Raw genomic sequence first — 17535 nt, 5'->3', positions numbered from 1 at the left:
AAGTAAAATTGAGAAAGAAGTGAAAAGTCATACTATGAATACACCCTACTACGCCGTTATATTTAGTTCGGTTTTAACCGAAGCTACCGAGGGCTATGAAACGATGGCTGAAAAAATGGTAGCATTAGCCCAACAACAACCGGGTTTTATCGGCCTGGAATCGGCCAGAAGCGAAATCGGAATTACCGTTTCCTATTGGAAAGATTTAGAATCGATTGCACTGTGGAAACAAAATTGGGAACACCTACAAGCGCAACAACAAGGCAGAGAACTTTGGTATGCCAAATACGCTGTGCGCATTGTACGCGTAGAGCGGGAGTACCATTTTGAACGTTGAAAGCCGATTTATTTTTTCTACATTTGAAATACTAACCAACCAAAATCACTATATGTCAGAAACCAAACACGAATTAAAACGCTCCCTCGGGCTTATTGACGCCACTAGTATTGTTGCCGGTTCCATGATAGGTTCCGGTATTTTTGTAGTTACGGTATACATGGCCCGCGATTTGGGCTCGGCAGCCTGGATACTCGTTACTTGGCTCATCACCGGATTGCTGACCATGTCGGCTGCCTTGAGTTATGGAGAATTGGCCGGAATGATGCCAACCGCCGGCGGACAATTTGTATACATTCAGCGGGCATACGGTAAATTAGCATCCTTTCTCTACGGATGGACTGTTTTTACGGTTATTCAAACCGGAGTCATTGCTGCGGTTGCCGTAACTTTTGCCAATTATGCCGCGGTATTTTTTCCGGTACTGCAGGAAGAAATCTTCCGCGTCGGCGATTCTTTTGTTTTTAAAAACAGTCAGGTCTTGGCTATGCTGAGTGTAGCTTTGTTAACGTATATCAACACCAAAGGAGTTCAAAACGGGAAAGTGATTCAGCTTATTTTTACTTCAGCTAAACTTATTGCATTATTTGCTTTAATCGCATTCGGACTCTACATTGGTTTTCACACCGATACATTCAGCAATAATTTTGCACAACCCTGGGAAGCCAGTAAAACTGTTTTTGACGAGGCGACCAAGACCGTTACCGTCACTAAAATAAGCGGGATTGCCTTAGCGGGTGCGATTGGCGCCACCATTATCAATTCTTTATTTTCAAGTGATGCTTGGAACAATGTGACCTTTATTGCAGGAGAAATCAAAGATCCGAAGAAAAATATTCCGAGAAGTTTGTTTTTGGGCACTTTAATCGTCACCGTCATTTACATTTTAGCCAATGTCGCTTACTTAGCATTATTACCGTTAAACGGTACGCCGGACGGAAGTGTGGTTGAAAACGGAATCATGTTTGCCGCGCAAGACAGAGTTGGAGCCGCAGCGGCCAATATGATTATGGGCAATATCGGTGTTTTTGTGATGGCTGCCCTAATTATGGTCTCAACTTTCGGCTGTAACAGCGGTTTGGTATTGTCGGGAGGCCGATTGTTTTATGCCATGGCGAAAGACAATTTGTTTTTTCAAAAAGCCGGCGAATTGAACAAACACGATGTACCGGAAAGAGCCTTGTGGTTTCAATGTATTTGGGCTTGTGTGCTTTGTATTTCAGGGCGTTACGGTGATTTGCTTACGTATGCGACCTTTGCTTCGTTGCTATTTTACATACTAACGATTTACGGGATATTTATTTTGAGAAAGAAAGAACCCGATGCTGAGAGACCCTACAAAGCTTTCGGTTATCCGGTAATTCCGATGCTGTATATTGTTTTGACCGCCGCCATCTGTGTCGCTTTGTTGGTATACAATACGGTAGAAACCGGACTTGGTCTCGGTATTGTAGCTTTGGGTATTCCTGTCTATTATTTGTTTATGCATAAGAAAGCATAAGTTATATATAAATCAAAAGAGTCCTGAAAAGGACTCTTTTTATGTATACAGTTTTGGCAACATTACTTGGCAGGCAAAGCTTCCAGCATTTCAATTTCAAAAATGATATTCGAGTTAGGCGGAATCACATTTCCGGCGCCTCTTTCCCCGTAACCTAATTTAGAAGGGATAAACACAATGGCTTTATCACCGAAATTCATCAGACTTAAACCTTCAATAAATCCGGGAATTAAACCGTCTTTTTTACCGTACGTAAACGGAAATGGTTGATAACCGTTGGCTTTCGCTCTGTTTTCATCCAACTTGCCAAACTCTTTGTTGACGGCTTCATAGCTGCTATCAAACAAAGTACCATCCTCCAAGTATCCGGCATAATGAATATAAACGGTAGCACCGTCGGTAGGCTTTTTGCCGGCACCGGTTTGTACAATTTTGTATTTTAATCCACTTGCTGTTTCCGTAGCGGTAGCTTTGGTGTCGTTTAAAAATTTAGCTTTAGCCGCAAAAACGGGACCGTAGGTTTTAAGGTATTCTTCTTTTTTCTGCTTGGCCAGTTCCTCTTGCTTTCTTCTATTTTCAGCCGCTAATGCCGCTTCTTTGGCTTCATCGGTAGCTTTGTTAGCCATGTAATCGGCAAAAATTTTAGCTGCATCAAATTTCTTAGCTTCAGCGCCGACACGATTAATGGTTACTTTTTTGATTACATCATCGCGTTTGATTTTATTCACAACATCCATTCCTTTGGTGACATAACCAAAAATAGTGTGTCTTCCGTTTAACCATGTGGTAGGTGCTACTGTAATAAAGAATTGTGACCCGTTGGTTTTCGGACCCGAATTCGCCATGGCTAAAATACCCGGTTTGTCAAAAACGGCATCGGTAAATTCATCTTTAAAAGCATATCCCGGTCCCCCCGAGCCGTTACCTGCCGGATCACCACCCTGAATCATAAAATCTTGTTGATCTCCATTGTTTTTAGTAATAACGCGGTGAAATTTTATTCCGTCAAAAAACGGTTTTCCTTTTAGGTTGGCATCGGTTACCGCGTTGTTGGTTCCTTCGGCTAAGGAAATGAAGTTGGCTACTGTAATCGGTGTTTTTTGATACTCTAATTGGATCACAATTTTACCTTTATCGGTTTCCATTTCCGCAAAAATACCTTGAGCCGGTTGAGCCGGTGCCGGTTTTTTTACTGCGGCGGTTTTGGTCGTCGTTGCAGTGGGCTTTTTCTTGGTTTGTCCGAAACTACTGGTTACTCCTACAACTAAAAGACAAAGTAAGCTTATTTTAATTTTCATTATTTATAGGTATTAGTTGGTATTTATTTTTCTGTTACTTCAATTTCAAAAATGATGTCGGCATTAGGCGGAATCACATTTCCGGCGCCTTGCTCTCCGTAACCTAATTTAGACGGAATAAACAATACGGCTTTCTCGCCGATTTTTACTTTCTCAATGCCCTCAATGAATCCCGGTATTAATTGATTTTGTCCTCCATAAATAAACGGAAGTTTACTGTAGCCGTTTTGCATGGCTCTTTGTTCGTCGTATTTCCCGAATTGTTTGGCAATTTCCGGATTGCTGGTATCAAATAGCGTACCGTCTTCTAAAAATCCGGCGTAATCAATCATGACATTGGTGTTGGTTTTAGGGGTATCACCGCCTGCTCTTTTTATGATAGTATACGCTAAACCGGAAGGGAGTTGAATAGCTGATTTTTTCAAATCTTTAAAGTAAGTCGCTTTTTGGTCTTTTACCGATTTGAATTTGTTGAAGTAGTCGCTGAATACCTTTACGGCATCAAACTTCTTCACATCTTCTCCTTTTCGGATAATGTTAATTTCGGTTATTTCATCATTCACCGCTATTGAATCTACTGTTTTCATCCCTTCTACGACACGACCGAAAATGCTGTATCCGCCATCCAATTGCGGTGTTGGTTTCAACGTGATGTAGAATTGGCAACCATTGGTGTCCGGACCCGAGTTGGCCATAGCCAAAACTCCGGCTTTATCGTGTTTTAAATCGCTAATCTCATTCTTGAAAATATACCCGGGATCGCCCGAACCGTTTCCGTAAGGATCACCGCCCTGAATCACGAATCCCTTTTCCACTCGGTGAAAAACGGTTCCGTTATAAAACGGCTTTTCTTTTAAATCTTCCATCACAAAAGGATTATTTCCTTCGGCTAAGGTTACAAAATTAGCCACGGTAATCGGTGCTTTTTTGTAATCAAGAGAAACAATAATGTTTCCTTTTGTAGTTACTATTTCGGCATATAAACCATCTTTTAAATTTTTGTATTCGTTTTGACACGAGCTCACCATTAAGCCTAAAATCAGTACAAGAAAGCCTATTGTTTTTTTCATTTTTAATATCAATTAATTAGCTGTTTTGAGTTGGGTTTCGGGTTTAAAATCATTCAGGGTAACAGTACAAATTAAAGGTTGATTAGAACCTATTCTTTTGTTATCACCATGGTAGCCGTAGGCCATGTGAGAAGGGAATAAGAAGGTAACTCTTTCGTTTTTACGCATCAGTTTAATACCGTCTCGTAAGCCCATCATGATATTTTGTTTGTCTACCACATAGGTTTGAGGCCTTAATTCTACTTCGGAATACACTACATTGCCTTCAAAATCTTTGATTTCGTATTCAAATTGAGCGATGTCTCCTTTTTTCGGTCGCAATGTATCACGTTCATTTCGAACTTCATAATGGTACCAATACCCTTTTTTTGAAGCGATGTATTTGGTTTGCGGATTGCTTTTGATAATCGAATCGATTTTGGCTTCTTCTCCCGCAATTAATTTTTTATTTCGGGCAATGGACTCTTTCATAAAAGTACCTGAGGAACGCGAAACAGGCATTCGAGCCTGCTGTTGTTTACAGCTGAGTAAAACGGTAAAAAGCAAAATCGTGACAACGATTCTAAATGTATTTTTCATAGCTAAATAGTAATTTTGGTAAGTAAGTTTTCGAACTTCTTTACGGTATCTTGTAAACTCTCATACGACTTGCCACCGGCGGCATTGATGTGACCGCCACCGTTAAAATGGTCGCGTGCAAATTGATTCACATCAAAACTGCCCTGAGAACGGAATGATATTTTTATGATTTTTTCGTCTTTGTGTTCGATAAAAATGGCGGCAAAAAGGATGCCTTTTATAGTTAACCCATAATTTACAACGCCTTCGGTATCGCCTTTTTCATAGTGAAATTCGTCTAATTCCTTTTGAGATAACGTGATGTAAGAGGTTTTGTATTCGGGAAAAACTTTCATGTTTTGCAACGCACGGCCTAACAACTGCAAACGATTGTAAGAATTATTGTCAAACAGTTGGTTGTGAATTTCGCTGTTGTTGATGCCTCTGTCAATCAAATCGGCTACCACGCGATGTGTCGTACTGGTGGTTGACGGAAATCGGAATGAACCCGAATCGGTGGCAATTCCCGTGTAAATACAAGTCGCGATAGTAGTATCAATTACATCGGTTTTACTCAGGAAACCGATAAAGTTATAAATCATTTCGCAGGTAGAACCATAGGCCGTGTCAGAGTAGGTATAGGTGGCAAAAGTATCCGGTTTTTGATGGTGGTCTATCATGACCATCGGAGCGGTCACTTTAGTCAAAACTTGTTCCATTTCTCCGGTGCGGTGCAACGCATTAAAGTCGAGTGTAAAAATAAGATCCGCTTCTAAAATGATGTTAGAGGTTACTTCCTTATTGTTTTCATAAATCAGTACTTTATCCGAACCCGGCAGCCAAGCTAAAAAGTTTGGAAAATCGTTGGGCGAAATAACAGTTGCAGTGTGATGCTCTTTTTGTAAAAAATGATATAAAGCTAAAGTCGAGCCCATGGCATCGCCATCGGGACTTCGATGCGGAATGATAACAATTTTTTTTGGCGTCGCCAAGAGTTCTTGAAGGGCAAAAATGGCTTCTTTTTTCATAGACGGCGAAGTTACATTTTTTTCAGGAAACGAGAATTATTTCGAGATAAAAAGTCCGAGCCAAACAGCAAAAAGTCCGAGGATTACGCTCAAACCAATGTAGGCAAATGCCACGAAACTGGTATTGTTTTGGAACAAGTTTATATTTTCCAATCCGAAAGCAGAAAACGTAGTGTAGCCGCCGCAAAATCCGGTGACTAAAAACCATTTCAGATGGCTGTCGGTCAATTGATTTTTTTCTAAGATGCCGATACAGAATCCAATCAAAAAACAACCGATTACATTGGCCAAAAAAGTAGCCAATGGAAAATGGCTGGCCCAAAATTTAGAGACTACTACAGTAGTCAGAAACCGCAAGACGCTTCCAATAGCGCCGCCTAAAGCAATGTATAGAATGGTTTTCAGCATCTTACTTTGGATTGGGTTTTTGACGATTTCTGCCGTTGGTATTTTTTAGTTTGGAATGGGTTTTTGGAGTCGTTCCCAAATGGGTTTTGGCCGATTTGGGTAAGCTTGCCTCTTCGGTTTTGCTCGAAGGTTCGATGAGTTTATTGAGTTGGGTGATTTCTTCAGGAGTCAATTCGCGGTAGCGACCTACGTGGACATCTAATGAGATATTAATGATTCGGATTCTTTTCAACGCCGTTACTTCGTACCCCAAATACTCACACATTCTTCGAATTTGGCGATTCAATCCTTGCGTTAAAACAATTTTAAAAACGGTTTTGCTGATTTGTTCTACTTTACATTTGCGGGTTACGGTGTCTAAAATCGGAATACCGTTGCTCATTCTTTGAATAAAGCGATCGGTAATCGGTTTGTTTACGGTAACAATGTATTCTTTTTCGTGGTTGTTGCGCGCCCGCAGAATTTTATTGACAATATCACCGTCATCCGTCAAGAAAATCAATCCTTCACTGGCTTTATCTAATCGGCCAATTGGGAAAATGCGTTTTGGATAATTGATATAATCTACAATATTGTCTCTCACTTTTGTATTGGTGGTACACTCAATTCCTACCGGCTTATTGAAGGCCAAGTATACCGGTTTGTCCTTTTTCTCGCGGATTAGTTTCCCGTCTACCCGAATTTCATCGGTTATGGTCACTTTGGTACCCAGTTCGGGTACTTTTCCGTTAATGGTAATGCGCCCTTCTTCGAGTAATTTATCGGCTTCGCGTCGGGAGCAGTAACCGCTCTCAGAAAGAAATTTGTTGATACGGGTTGGGTTAACTTCCATTTTTTCTTTTTCAAGGAGACTTCTCGGTCTCGAAAAGCAAATATAACACAATTTACGGTTTTCTTTTCTTTATAAGTCGTTGATAAATTTGTGCCAAAAAGCCGTTAAAAAGATAGGGAAATACTAAGTTTTTGTTATTTTTACCGGCATGAATATACAAGGAAAACTCATTATAATTGGCGGTGCGGTTGACAAAGGAAGTTTCACGGAAACTGATTTGGACAAAAGCGCGCCACAGAATTTAAATTTCTTTGAAGAAGGTATTTTAAAACGAATCATCAAAGAATCCAAGCATAAAGAACAGTCTCGAATTGAGGTTATTACCACCGCTTCTAAAATTCCCAGAGAAATTGGTCCCGAATATGTAAAAGCATTCAATTATTTGGGTGCTCATAATGTAGACGTCTTACATATCGAACGCCGGGAGCAAGCTTCGGAAACCGAAGTTTTAGACCGATTAAAAGCAGCCGATGTGGTGATGTTTACCGGTGGCGATCAATTGCGGTTGACTTCTATTTTGGGCGGCACTCCGTTTGACGAAATTCTCATACACAAATACCGAAATGAAGATTTTGTTTACGCCGGAACTTCTGCGGGTGCAGCCGCCGCTTCCAACAACATGATATACCAAGGCAGCAGCCACGAAGCATTGTTGAAAGGCGAAGTTAAAATTACGTCCGGATTAGGATTGATAGACGATGTGATTATCGATACCCATTTTGTGCAAAGAGGGCGTATTGGCCGTTTGTTCCAAGCGGTAGTCGGAAATCCGAAAGTATTGGGAATCGGCTTGGGTGAAGACACCGGTTTGTTGATTACCAACGGACGTCAAATGGAAGCTTTGGGTTCGGGATTAGTGATTTTGGTCGACGGGCGAGAAATTAAAGACACTAACTTAACGCAAGTCGAATTAGGACAACCCATCTCCATCAATCACTTGGTGACTCACGTAATGAGTAAAAACGACACCTTCGATTTGGATACTTTTAAAATGACAATTAAATCATCACAATACGTTTAATTCAGAGGGCTAAGATGTCTATAATCTAATAATCTAAGATGTCTAAAATAATCATCCATGGTGGATTTTTCTCCGAGTCTTCTACCAACATCGAAACCAAAATAGCGAAGCAGCAAGCCTTGTTACGTATTGTAAAAGAGGCGTATGCCTATTTACAAAATCATTCGGCTTCAGAAACAGCGGTGTTTGCGGTTTCATTATTGGAAGACGATGCGTTGTTTAATGCCGGTATCGGTTCTCAAATTCAAAGTGACGGCAAAATCAGAATGAGTGCTTCTTTGATGGATGGCGCCACCCTCAAAATGAGTGGTGTGATTAATATCGAAGAAGTCAAAAACCCGATTCGGGTAGCGCAGGTTTTGCAACAGTACGATGACAAAGTGCTGGGTGGAAGCGGGGCAACTCATTTTGCCCGCCAACACGGCTTTGAAAAATTCTCTACCGAAATTCCGCAACGCAGAGCCGAGTACGAAGCCAAATTAGCAGCTAGCGGAACCGGAACGGTAGGCTGTGTTGCCTTGGATGCCGAAGGCAATATAGCGGCGGCGACCTCTACCGGCGGAAAAGGATTTGAAATTCCGGGTCGAATTTCCGATTCGGCTACCGTGGCCGGGAATTATGCCAACGCCTTTTGCGGCGTCAGTTTAACCGGAGTAGGCGAAGATATTGTGAGCGGCGCTGTAGCCGCCAAGATAGTGACTCGCGTTACCGACGGTTTTACGTTGGCTCAGGCTTTTGAAAAAACATTTAACGAACTCAAACCGTTTGACGGCTTTGCCGGTGCTATTGCCATCGATAAAGACGGCACTGTTTTTCATCAGGATTCGCATCCGACCATGGTGTTTGCCAGTTTTGACGGAGAGAAAGAAGAAGTGTTTCAATAAATTAAAAACCAACCGAGAGGTTGGTTTTTTGTTAAACAGTCACAATTACTTTGCCTTTGGTTCTTCCGGTTTCTATTTGCCGGTGTGCTTCAATTAATCGGTCAAACGGATAACGTTGGAAAATATGTGTGGTTAGCTTACCGTTTTCCAGCCAATGGGCTATTTGTGTCATGTCGTTTCCATTACTTTGTACAATTTCAAAAGCGACATGCACTTCTTTTTCTTTTGCCGATTTGAGAATTTCGTCATCAATGCCGCCCGAAGGCAAACTAATGATGGTACCGCCTTTTTTGACCACAGCAATCGAGCGTTTTAAAGGGTCTCCAGACAAGGCATCCAGTACAAAATCCTGATTAGCGATAACGTCTTCAAAAGCTTGTTTGGTGTAATCAATTACAGTGTCCGCCCCCAATGATTTGACAAAATCGACATTTTTTTCGGAAGTGGTTCCGGTAACATGAGCCCCCAGAAGTTTGGCAATTTGAACGGCAAAATGTCCCACACCACCGGCGGCGGCATGAATTAAGACCTTGTCGTTTGATTTCACATGTCGGCTCAAAATTTGATACGCAGTCAAAGCGGCCAAGGTGGCGCCTGCTGCTGCTTCATGAGAAACGGCATTTGGTTTCTCAGCCAAATGAACTGCCGGAGCGGCTACATATTCGGCATAACCTTTCCCGTGTCCGGGAAAATTTACCATTCCGAAAACAGCATCGCCTACATTGAAATTAGTTACATCGGAGCCAATGGCTTCTACGATTCCGGAAACATCCCAGCCCAAAATAATCGGTCTGTCTTCGCTCAGTTGTTGGTACAGACTTTTCCCGATTCGGGTTTTAATATCCACCGGATTGATGGATAGCGCTTTGACTTTTATCAAGACTTCGTCGTTTTTAATGTTTGGTTTTTCCAACTCAACCAGTTGTAGATTTTCTGCCGTTCCCGCTTCTTTTAACACATATGCTTTCATTTTAATACTATAAAAATTATAGTTGCAAAACTAAGTATAGTTTTATAGCTTTGCAATAACTATCCATTTGGATAGTATTCATTTTATGGAGAAGCACAAAGAAAAAGAAGTTTATAAAATTCAGAATAAGCTCTATCCTTGCAGTACAAGTATCACTATGGATTTTATTGGCGGTAAATGGAAAACGGTTATATTGTATTATTTGAAGGACGGTTGTAAAAGATATAACGAACTGAGAAAGGAAATGCCGATGGTAACCGAGCGAACCTTGAGCATACAGTTAAAGCAATTGGAAGCGGACGGTGTGATAAAGCGGGAAGTCCATACGCTCAAACCACCGTTGAAAGTAGAATACGCCTTGACGGATTTCGGTAAAACGCTGATTCCTCTTTTGGAAATGGTGGCGCAATGGGGCAGGACTGTAGCCAAAGAAAAGGCAGAAATCATCAAAGTATCGTAAATAAAAAACCCAACCGAAAGGTTGGGTTTTTTATGGGATTATTTTTTAATAATTAAAAATTTCTTCCAGCGTTACTTCTTCGAGCTGTCCTAATTTTTTCAGCGCTTCAAAGTCGAGGGTTTCTTTTTTACCGATAATCGCGGTGTTGTATTGTTTGGTTTTTACTTCTTGGGTAAAGAACTCATTGGTGCTGTTTAGCGTCAGATTTTGAATGCTCTTGTAGGTGTCTTTACGAATGTCGTAATCAAACCCTAATTTTTTGGCATTCAGCATGCTGAAGAAGATATTCGACTTGATGATGCGGCTCGAAGCAATTTGCTTCAAACTCGATTCTTTGGCATTGTTGAATTGCTTTTCAATTTTGGGCATATCCGCCAATAACGCGGAGATGGCGTCAACCGCCTCCGGCAATTTGTTGGCTTGGGTTCCGATGGAAACCGTCATGTAATCGTGTAAGTTCTTGTCGTTTGCCATGCCGTAATTGGCACGGGCAGAGTAAGCCAACGATTTCGATTCACGAATTTCCTGAAACACAATCGATGATAGACCGGAGCCAAAATAAGAATTAAACACATTCACGGTACCGGCTAAGGCGGCGTTGTATTTGTCGCCCTTGGCCACTCGGGTCATTTCGGCCTGTACCATATCGTAATTGGCAAAATAGACTTTGTTGGCAGTTTCCGGTTCCGGATATACTTTTGGTGCCGGAATGGCTTTGTTGGCGGCCAAGTTGTGGTGTTTTTCTAAGGCGTTGACAATCGGTTTTAAATCATTGCCATAAAAGAAAATCTGGTGTTGGTATTGGGTTACACCTTTGATGAGGTCGGTCAATTCATTTACCTTCATTTCCCGCAATTCTTTTTCCGAAAGTATGTCTCTGAAACGAGACTCTTTGCCGTATTTCGCGTAGTTCACCAATGCATTTAAAATGCTTTCCTTACGCTTTTTGGCATTCTCACGATTGTTCAAAATAGCGGCGACTTGTGTATTGTACACCTCCTGGTCGGGTTTTATAGTACGCAATACCTCTTCGAGCAATGCAATCCCTTTCGGTAAGTTGTTTTCCAAGCCGGTAAGCGAAATATACGTCATGTCATTGGTTACATTCACCCCGGTAGAAATCCCGATTTTGTAAAATTCTTTTTTCACGTCTTCGGCACTCATTTTGTCGGTGCCCAAATAATCCAATAATCCGGCAGCCAATTGCAGTTTTTTGTCGTGATCCGAGCCCATATTGAATACGTAGTACACACTCGAAATGGTATTGGTATTGTTTTTTACAAAACTAATATTGGTGTTTTTGACTTTTTTAGATTGAATTTCTTTTTTATAATCTACAAAAACCGGAGCTAATTCGGTTGTTGTCAACTTAGCGAAGTCTTTGTAAAACTCCGATTGCGCGTCGCGGTTGAGTTGTACCGGTGTGATTTTAGGATTGGAAACACGAACCAACTTATCGTTCACGCCTTTGCGTTTGTACACAATAACATAGTTGTCTTTACAAAAATCATTGGCAAATTTTACGATATCGGCTTTGGTGATTTCCGCATATTCGTTGATTTCCGCCAAGTTTTGTTCCCAGCTTCGGCCCTGAATAAACACGCGGTACAATGAAGTCGCCAAACCATCGCCCGATTCGAATGTCCTCATGCGATTGAGCTTCATATTATTGATGGTAGCCTGCAGCATCCAATCATCAAATTCCCCTTTTTTGATTTTGTCCAATTGGGCTAATAATAAGTCTCTTCCTTCCTCTAAGGTTTGTCCTTCTTTCGTAGATAGTGTCATGCCCAGATAGCCGTAATCATTAAATACCGAGGCAAAAGCGCCGGCATTGAGTGCCAATTGTTTTTGATTGATGTTGAGGTCGATTAGACCAACATCGCCGTTGTTGGACAAAATTTCCGACAGCATATCGGCCATCATAGCTTCCTTAGTGCCTACGCCCGAAGTTCTCCAGGCCATAGTTAACCTTTCGGCAGTCGGACTTTTTACTTCGCGCGTTACAATGGAAGTCATGGGTTTTTCGGTTACCAATTTCTTCATCGGGAGTTCTTTATACTTAAAGGTACCGAAATACTGATCTACCATTTTGATGGTTTTATCAAAATCCAAATCGCCCACCAATACAATGGCCATGTTATTGGGTACATAATAGGTATTGAAATAATTATGGATGGCTACCATGGAAGGATTTTTCAAATGCTCTGATTTTCCAATGGTGGTTTGTTGTCCGTAAGGTGTATCGGGAAATAAGGCACTCATGAGTTCGAAGTTCACCAAGCGACCGTCGTTATCTTGGGAGCGGTTGAACTCTTCGTAAACCGCTTCCAATTCGGTGTGGAACAAGCGCAATACCAATTCGGAGAAGCGTTCTTTTTCCACAATCATCCATTTCTCCAGTTCGTTTGACGGAATATTGTTTTTGTATACGGTTTCGTTTAAAGAAGTGTGTGCGTTGGTTCCTTTGGCGCCCAACGAGGAGATGAGTTTATCGTATTCGTTGGCTACCGAGTATTTAGACGCTTCCTGAGATACTTCATCAATTTTTTTGTAGAGGGCTTTTTTCTTTTCCGGATCGGTTTCCGCTTTGTGCTGTTCGTACAAATCCGAAATTTGAGCAATGAGTTTTCGCTCGGTTTCCCAATTTTGGGTACCGATTTTGCTGGTCCCTTTGAACACCATATGCTCTAAGTAATGCGCCAAACCGGTGTTGTCGGCCGGGTCGTTGTTAGAACCGGTGCGTACCGGAATGTAGGTTTGAATTCTCGGCTCGTCGGTATTTTGAGCCAAGTATACCTTGAGACCGTTTGCCAAAGTGTAGACTCTGACGCCGGTGAGGTCGTTTTTGACAACTTCATAGGTATACCCCTGAGCATCTTGCTTTTTTTCGGTAGAAAAAGTTTGCGCGTTAAGCGTAGTGGCTATGAAGAGCCAACAACAGATATGTATTATTTTTTTCATAGTTAGAATGGTTTTTCCAAAAGTAAGGAAAGCGATTGTTTTAGGATGACAAGTAAATGTTAAAAAACGGATTTCCGCGTTAGGGATTACCTTCGGTCAATTCGGCCGTTGGCCTCGGGTGAGGCAAGCACCCCGACAGCCATCGGCAGGCGAGTGCAGCCGAAAGCCCGGCGGCGACCAACGGGCGCGGCAACGCCCCCCCAAAAAAAAATCCCAACTCTAGGTTGGGATTGGGTTTTATTCGTCGGTGTATCGGTACACCAAAGTGGTGTTCGAGAATGTGACACCGTCGGTGGACTGTTTGACTTTAAATTGCGCTTCCTGGATGCCCGAAAATTGGAACCACAATGTTGTAGGGGTTCCGGTTCCGCTGTCGTGGGTTACCTTCATGATTTTTTGATCTTGGTTTTCCCAAGTCCAGGTGCCGTTATAAAAAACACTGCTCTGGTTGATGATTTGATGTTGTTGGAAAGCGCCGGTGGCGTTAAAGAACAAATCCGGGGCGACATCATTTTTGTCGTACCACCATCTGTTGTACAATAAACTAACATCTCCGTTAGCGGTGTTGCTGTCTTTAGAACAACTGCCCAAGGTAATGGTGAGCAGAATCAACAGCAGGGTTTTGATTGATGATTTTGTTTTCATAGCTTTTTTTTGCCAAAGATACATGAAATACTAAAAAAAATCCCAACCGAGAGGTTGGGATTTTTATGTAAAGTAAGTTAAAATCGAGGTTGTACAAACGTTTTCTTATTTCACTTTTTTCACGATAGCTTTGAAAGCTTCCGGATGATTCATGGCTAAATCCGCTAATACTTTACGGTTCAATTCGATACCGTTTTTCTTAACTAAGCCTATGAATTGTGAATAGCTCATTCCTTCCAAGCGAGCTCCGGCGTTGATACGCTGAATCCATAAAGCGCGGAAGTTTCTTTTGTTTTGCTTTCTGTCGCGGTACGCATAAAGCATCGCTTTTTCTACCGCGTTTTTGGCAACTGTCCAAACGTTTTTACGACGGCCAAAGAAACCTTTGGCTTGCTTCATAATCTTTTTTCTTCTTGCTCTTTTAGCAACTGAATTTACTGATCTTGGCATAATTTTTCTGTTTTTTTGTAGCAGGCGTCCCGAATTGAATCAAGGGAACTTGGTGGCCGTACTCCAAGGTTATTAAATACTTTTTAAACCTAAAGAACCAATTAAACGATTCTTAATTGTTCTTTTACACTACGCTCATCGCTTGGGTGAACCAAAGCAGCATGAGTTAACGCTAATTTGCGTTTTTTAGATTTTTTAGTCAGGATGTGACTTTTGAAAGCGTGCTTTCTTTTGATTTTACCAGAACCGGTCACTTTAAAGCGCTTTTTGGCACTGGATTTTGTTTTCATTTTAGGCATAATTTCCCAAATTTATTGTGATTCAACTTACTTACTTTTTTTCTTAGGCGCTATGAACATAATCATACGCTTTCCTTCTAAAACCGGCAAAGCTTCTACTTTTCCGAATTCTTCCAAATCTTGTGCTAAACGCAACAACAAAATCTGGCCTTGTTCTTTATAAATAATCGAGCGTCCTTTAAAGAATACAAAAGCTTTTAACTTGGAGCCTTCTTTTAAGAATTTCTCGGCATTTTTTCGTTTGAATTCGTAATCGTGCTCATCGGTTTGAGGTCCGAAACGAATTTCTTTCACGGTAATTTGAGTCGATTTGGCTTTCAACTCTTTTTCGCGTTTCTTTTGTTGGTATACAAATTTGCCGTAATCCATTAATTTGCATACCGGCGGTTCGGCATTCGGAGAGATTTCTACTAAATCTACTTCAAATTGTTCCGCTAGTCGGAGCGCTTCCGAAGTTTTGTAAACTCCCGGCTCAATGTTTTCACCTACTAATCGAACTTCAGGCACTCGAATTAACTCGTTAATTCGGTGGGCTGCTTTTTTCTCTTCTCTAGGTTGGTAACCTCTGTTGTTTCTAATTGCTATGGCTCTATAATTTTTAGTTAAACTTCAAATGTTTTTAATGTTTTGGCAATTTCTTCGTTTATCATTTGGGCAAATGCCTCAATAGTAACCGTTACATTGCCTTTGCCTTCTTGTCCGTGACGGCGTACGGAAATGGTTCCGTTTTTTTCTTCTTCCTCGCCCACAATCAGCATGAACGGCATTTTTTGGACCTCCGCATCTCTGATTTTTTTGCCAATGGTCTCGTTGCGGTTGTCAATTAGGGCGCGAATTTCGTGAATTTCCAGCAATTCTAAAACTTTTTTCGCATAATTTTCATATTTCTCGCTCAAAGACAGGATGATAGCCTGCTCCGGCATCAACCATAACGGGAAGTTTCCGGCGGTGTGTTCCAATAAGATAGCAATAAATCGTTCCATCGAACCAAACGGTGCACGGTGTATCATCACCGGACGGTGTAACTTGTCATCGGCCCCTTTATAGGTCAACTCAAAACGCTCCGGTAGGTTGTAATCTACCTGAATGGTTCCCAATTGCCATTGTCTGCCTAAGGCATCTTTCACCATAAAGTCTAATTTCGGACCGTAGAAAGCCGCTTCACCATATTCAATCACATAATTCAAGCCTTTGTCACGGGCCGCATTGATGATGGCATTTTCGGCTTTTTCCCAGTTTTCATCGCTTCCTATATATTTATCGCGGTTTTCCTGATCTCGTAAGGATACCTGAGCCGTAAAGTTTTCAAACCCTAACGAACCAAATACATACAATACCAAGTCGATTACTTTTTTGAACTCGGCATCCAACTGATCCGGCGTACAGAAAATGTGGGCATCATCCTGTGTAAAGCCACGAACACGTGTCAAACCGTGTAACTCACCACTTTGTTCGTAACGATAAACCGTACCGAACTCGGCATAGCGTTTCGGTAAATCTTTGTACGACCATGGTTTGTTGTTGTAAATCTCACAGTGGTGCGGACAATTCATCGGTTTCAACAAGAACTCTTCGCCCTCGGCTGGGGTATGAATCGGTTGGAAACTATCGGCGCCATACTTGGCATAGTGGCCTGAAGTCACATATAATTCTTTTTGCCCGATATGGGGTGACACGACTTGCTCATAACCGGCTTTTTTCTGTGCTCTTTTCAAAAACTGCTCTAATCTATCACGCAAAGCCGCACCTTTCGGTAACCATAACGGCAAACCTTGTCCGACTTTTTGAGAGAACGTAAACAATTCCAGTTCTTTCCCTAATTTTCGGTGATCACGTCGTTTGGCTTCTTCCAATAATTCTAGATAATCTGTTAAATCTTTTTGTTTCGGGAACGAAATACCGTACACACGGGTCAACTGCTTGTTCTTTTCATCACCGCGCCAGTACGCTCCGGCTACGCTCATGATTTTCATGGCTTTGATGATACCGGTATTCGGAATATGGCCACCGCGACACAAATCAAAGAAATTCGAATGGTCGCAGAAGGTAATGGTACCGTCTTCTAAATTCGAAATCAATTCGGTTTTGTACTCGTTGTCTTTATAAATGGCCAGTGCTTCGGCTTTTGAAACCGAACGCATTTTGAATTCGTGTTTTTCACGGGCAATTTCCAATACACGGTCTTCGATTTTTTTGAAATCGGCTTCTATAATTTTTTGGTCGCCAAAATCCACATCGTAGTAAAACCCATTGTCAATGGCCGGCCCAAGCGTTAATTTAATCCCCGGATACAGTTCTTGTAAGGCTTGCGCCATCACGTGCGAAGTCGAATGCCAAAATGCCTTCTTACCCGCGGTGTCATTCCATGTATATAATATAAGAGAACCATCGGTGGTCAATGGTGTTTCTGTTTCCACTGTGCTATCGTTAAAAGAAGCCGAAATCACATTTCGGGCTAATCCTTCGCTGATGCTTTTGGCAACATCCATCGGAGTTGTGCCCGGCACAAACTCCTTAACCGAACCGTCAGGTAGTGTAATCTTTATCATGCTGAAAAATTTATGGACTGCAAATATATAAGATTACCAAAACACATACAATTATATATAGTGTAATGTGTAAACTATTTATCAGGAGCGAAAGGTTCGGGTTATATTTGGATACGGTATTCCCGCTTTACGCACTACAAGCCTGCCTTCGGCAGGCATGGTAGTTGCTTCAATCGGGGCTAATCGGTGATGGTTTGGTTTTTTTCGGTTGCGGGTATTTAAAAATTTGCTTTGTAAAAAACGCGCAATCAGGGGTTTGTA

Annotated in this window: 19 protein-coding genes; 5 read left to right on the top strand and 14 right to left on the bottom strand. The window is 41.6% G+C overall.

The window, feature by feature from the left end:
- Positions 1 to 34: 34 nt before the first annotated feature.
- The gene (locus tag QHT84_RS09045; RefSeq protein WP_283239239.1) at positions 35 to 337 is read left to right on the top strand and encodes an antibiotic biosynthesis monooxygenase family protein; all 303 of its coding nucleotides are present in this window, start codon (positions 35 to 37) and stop codon (positions 335 to 337) included.
- Positions 338 to 389: 52 nt separating this feature from the next.
- A complete protein-coding gene (locus QHT84_RS09040) occupies positions 390 to 1838 on the top strand; it encodes an APC family permease (protein ID WP_283239238.1) in 1449 nt (482 codons plus the stop codon).
- A gap of 62 nt (positions 1839 to 1900) precedes the next feature.
- Here the strand turns inward: QHT84_RS09040 and QHT84_RS09035 are convergent, their stop codons facing one another.
- Genes QHT84_RS09035 through rluF form a run of 6 tightly spaced genes read right to left on the bottom strand, consistent with a single transcriptional unit; the run spans position 1901 to position 7032 of the window.
- Positions 1901 to 3136, bottom strand: a complete 1236-nt coding sequence (locus QHT84_RS09035) for a peptidylprolyl isomerase (RefSeq protein WP_283239237.1) — start codon at positions 3134 to 3136, stop codon at positions 1901 to 1903.
- A 23-nt stretch (positions 3137 to 3159) separates the two neighbouring features.
- Complete coding sequence (locus QHT84_RS09030; RefSeq protein ID WP_283239236.1) at positions 3160 to 4206, bottom strand: peptidylprolyl isomerase; 1047 nt, start codon at positions 4204 to 4206, stop codon at positions 3160 to 3162.
- Between the two features lie 12 nt (positions 4207 to 4218).
- On the bottom strand, positions 4219 to 4785 hold the full coding sequence (gene gldI / locus QHT84_RS09025) for a gliding motility-associated peptidyl-prolyl isomerase GldI (RefSeq protein WP_283239235.1): 567 nt from the start codon (positions 4783 to 4785) through the stop codon (positions 4219 to 4221).
- Between the two features lie 2 nt (positions 4786 to 4787).
- Positions 4788 to 5792, bottom strand: coding sequence for a DHH family phosphoesterase (locus tag QHT84_RS09020; RefSeq protein WP_283239234.1), 1005 nt, complete (start codon positions 5790 to 5792; stop codon positions 4788 to 4790).
- A gap of 36 nt (positions 5793 to 5828) precedes the next feature.
- Positions 5829 to 6200, bottom strand: coding sequence for a fluoride efflux transporter CrcB (gene crcB / locus QHT84_RS09015; protein WP_283239233.1), 372 nt, complete (start codon positions 6198 to 6200; stop codon positions 5829 to 5831).
- Between the two features lies 1 nt (position 6201).
- Positions 6202 to 7032 carry a 23S rRNA pseudouridine(2604) synthase RluF gene (rluF, locus tag QHT84_RS09010; RefSeq protein ID WP_283239232.1) on the bottom strand — a complete coding sequence of 277 codons (831 nt, stop codon included), beginning with the start codon at positions 7030 to 7032 and terminating at the stop codon, positions 6202 to 6204.
- A gap of 148 nt (positions 7033 to 7180) precedes the next feature.
- Between rluF and QHT84_RS09005 the strand changes: the two genes are divergently transcribed.
- Positions 7181 to 8053 (top strand): cyanophycinase, encoded by an 873-nt coding sequence (locus tag QHT84_RS09005; protein WP_283239231.1) that lies wholly within the window; start codon positions 7181 to 7183, stop codon positions 8051 to 8053.
- 38 nt (positions 8054 to 8091) lie between these two features.
- Positions 8092 to 8937, top strand: a complete 846-nt coding sequence (locus QHT84_RS09000; RefSeq protein WP_283239230.1) for an isoaspartyl peptidase/L-asparaginase — start codon at positions 8092 to 8094, stop codon at positions 8935 to 8937.
- 31 nt (positions 8938 to 8968) lie between these two features.
- On the opposite strand, the gene QHT84_RS08995 is transcribed toward QHT84_RS09000, so the two are convergent.
- Positions 8969 to 9907: an NADP-dependent oxidoreductase gene (locus QHT84_RS08995; protein ID WP_283239229.1), complete on the bottom strand. Its 939-nt coding sequence runs from the start codon at positions 9905 to 9907 to the stop codon at positions 8969 to 8971.
- Positions 9908 to 9992: 85 nt separating this feature from the next.
- Here QHT84_RS08995 and QHT84_RS08990 point away from each other — a divergent pair, with 85 nt between their 5' ends.
- A complete protein-coding gene (locus QHT84_RS08990) occupies positions 9993 to 10367 on the top strand; it encodes a winged helix-turn-helix transcriptional regulator (RefSeq protein WP_283239228.1) in 375 nt (124 codons plus the stop codon).
- Between the two features lie 45 nt (positions 10368 to 10412).
- Here QHT84_RS08990 and QHT84_RS08985 read toward each other — a convergent pair whose 3' ends face one another.
- From QHT84_RS08985 to QHT84_RS08955, 7 genes are all read right to left on the bottom strand, one after another.
- Positions 10413 to 13331 (bottom strand): M16 family metallopeptidase, encoded by a 2919-nt coding sequence (locus QHT84_RS08985; protein ID WP_283239227.1) that lies wholly within the window; start codon positions 13329 to 13331, stop codon positions 10413 to 10415.
- Between the two features lie 237 nt (positions 13332 to 13568).
- Complete coding sequence (locus tag QHT84_RS08980; RefSeq protein WP_283239226.1) at positions 13569 to 13976, bottom strand: hypothetical protein; 408 nt, start codon at positions 13974 to 13976, stop codon at positions 13569 to 13571.
- Between the two features lie 105 nt (positions 13977 to 14081).
- Positions 14082 to 14426 (bottom strand): 50S ribosomal protein L20, encoded by a 345-nt coding sequence (gene rplT, locus QHT84_RS08975; protein ID WP_283239225.1) that lies wholly within the window; start codon positions 14424 to 14426, stop codon positions 14082 to 14084.
- A gap of 101 nt (positions 14427 to 14527) precedes the next feature.
- The gene (rpmI, locus tag QHT84_RS08970; protein WP_073363905.1) at positions 14528 to 14725 is read right to left on the bottom strand and encodes a 50S ribosomal protein L35; all 198 of its coding nucleotides are present in this window, start codon (positions 14723 to 14725) and stop codon (positions 14528 to 14530) included.
- Between the two features lie 27 nt (positions 14726 to 14752).
- Complete coding sequence (infC, locus tag QHT84_RS08965) at positions 14753 to 15304, bottom strand: translation initiation factor IF-3 (RefSeq protein ID WP_283239394.1); 552 nt, start codon at positions 15302 to 15304, stop codon at positions 14753 to 14755.
- Between the two features lie 23 nt (positions 15305 to 15327).
- A complete protein-coding gene (gene thrS / locus QHT84_RS08960; protein WP_283239224.1) occupies positions 15328 to 17274 on the bottom strand; it encodes a threonine--tRNA ligase in 1947 nt (648 codons plus the stop codon).
- 81 nt (positions 17275 to 17355) lie between these two features.
- Positions 17356 to 17535 (bottom strand): hypothetical protein (locus tag QHT84_RS08955; RefSeq protein ID WP_283239223.1); only part of this gene is annotated, 180 nt, incomplete at its 5' end.

The sequence above is a fragment of the Flavobacterium sedimenticola genome, from assembly GCF_030053345.1.
GTDB classification, from domain to species: domain Bacteria; phylum Bacteroidota; class Bacteroidia; order Flavobacteriales; family Flavobacteriaceae; genus Flavobacterium; species Flavobacterium sedimenticola.
Note: the sequence above shows the minus strand (reverse complement) of the source record. Positions and strands in the feature narration are given on the sequence as shown.

Bases quoted from the DNA above. Each gene is read 5' to 3' on its own strand.
- QHT84_RS08990 (WP_283239228.1), top strand. From the start codon at position 9,993: ATGGAGAAGCACAAAGAAAAAGAAGTTTATAAAATTCAGAATAAGCTC.
- rluF (WP_283239232.1), bottom strand. From the start codon at position 7,032: ATGGAAGTTAACCCAACCCGTATCAACAAATTTCTTTCTGAGAGCGGT.
- QHT84_RS08995 (WP_283239229.1), bottom strand. From the start codon at position 9,907: ATGAAAGCATATGTGTTAAAAGAAGCGGGAACGGCAGAAAATCTACAA.
- gldI (WP_283239235.1), bottom strand. From the start codon at position 4,785: ATGAAAAATACATTTAGAATCGTTGTCACGATTTTGCTTTTTACCGTT.
- QHT84_RS08980 (WP_283239226.1), bottom strand. From the start codon at position 13,976: ATGAAAACAAAATCATCAATCAAAACCCTGCTGTTGATTCTGCTCACC.
- QHT84_RS08985 (WP_283239227.1), bottom strand. From the start codon at position 13,331: ATGAAAAAAATAATACATATCTGTTGTTGGCTCTTCATAGCCACTACG.
- thrS (WP_283239224.1), bottom strand. From the start codon at position 17,274: ATGATAAAGATTACACTACCTGACGGTTCGGTTAAGGAGTTTGTGCCG.
- rplT (WP_283239225.1), bottom strand. From the start codon at position 14,426: ATGCCAAGATCAGTAAATTCAGTTGCTAAAAGAGCAAGAAGAAAAAAG.
- QHT84_RS09000 (WP_283239230.1), top strand. From the start codon at position 8,092: ATGTCTAAAATAATCATCCATGGTGGATTTTTCTCCGAGTCTTCTACC.
- QHT84_RS09020 (WP_283239234.1), bottom strand. From the start codon at position 5,792: ATGAAAAAAGAAGCCATTTTTGCCCTTCAAGAACTCTTGGCGACGCCA.
- QHT84_RS09045 (WP_283239239.1), top strand. From the start codon at position 35: ATGAATACACCCTACTACGCCGTTATATTTAGTTCGGTTTTAACCGAA.
- QHT84_RS09035 (WP_283239237.1), bottom strand. From the start codon at position 3,136: ATGAAAATTAAAATAAGCTTACTTTGTCTTTTAGTTGTAGGAGTAACC.
- rpmI (WP_073363905.1), bottom strand. From the start codon at position 14,725: ATGCCTAAAATGAAAACAAAATCCAGTGCCAAAAAGCGCTTTAAAGTG.
- QHT84_RS09005 (WP_283239231.1), top strand. From the start codon at position 7,181: ATGAATATACAAGGAAAACTCATTATAATTGGCGGTGCGGTTGACAAA.
- QHT84_RS09040 (WP_283239238.1), top strand. From the start codon at position 390: ATGTCAGAAACCAAACACGAATTAAAACGCTCCCTCGGGCTTATTGAC.
- crcB (WP_283239233.1), bottom strand. From the start codon at position 6,200: ATGCTGAAAACCATTCTATACATTGCTTTAGGCGGCGCTATTGGAAGC.
- QHT84_RS09030 (WP_283239236.1), bottom strand. From the start codon at position 4,206: ATGAAAAAAACAATAGGCTTTCTTGTACTGATTTTAGGCTTAATGGTG.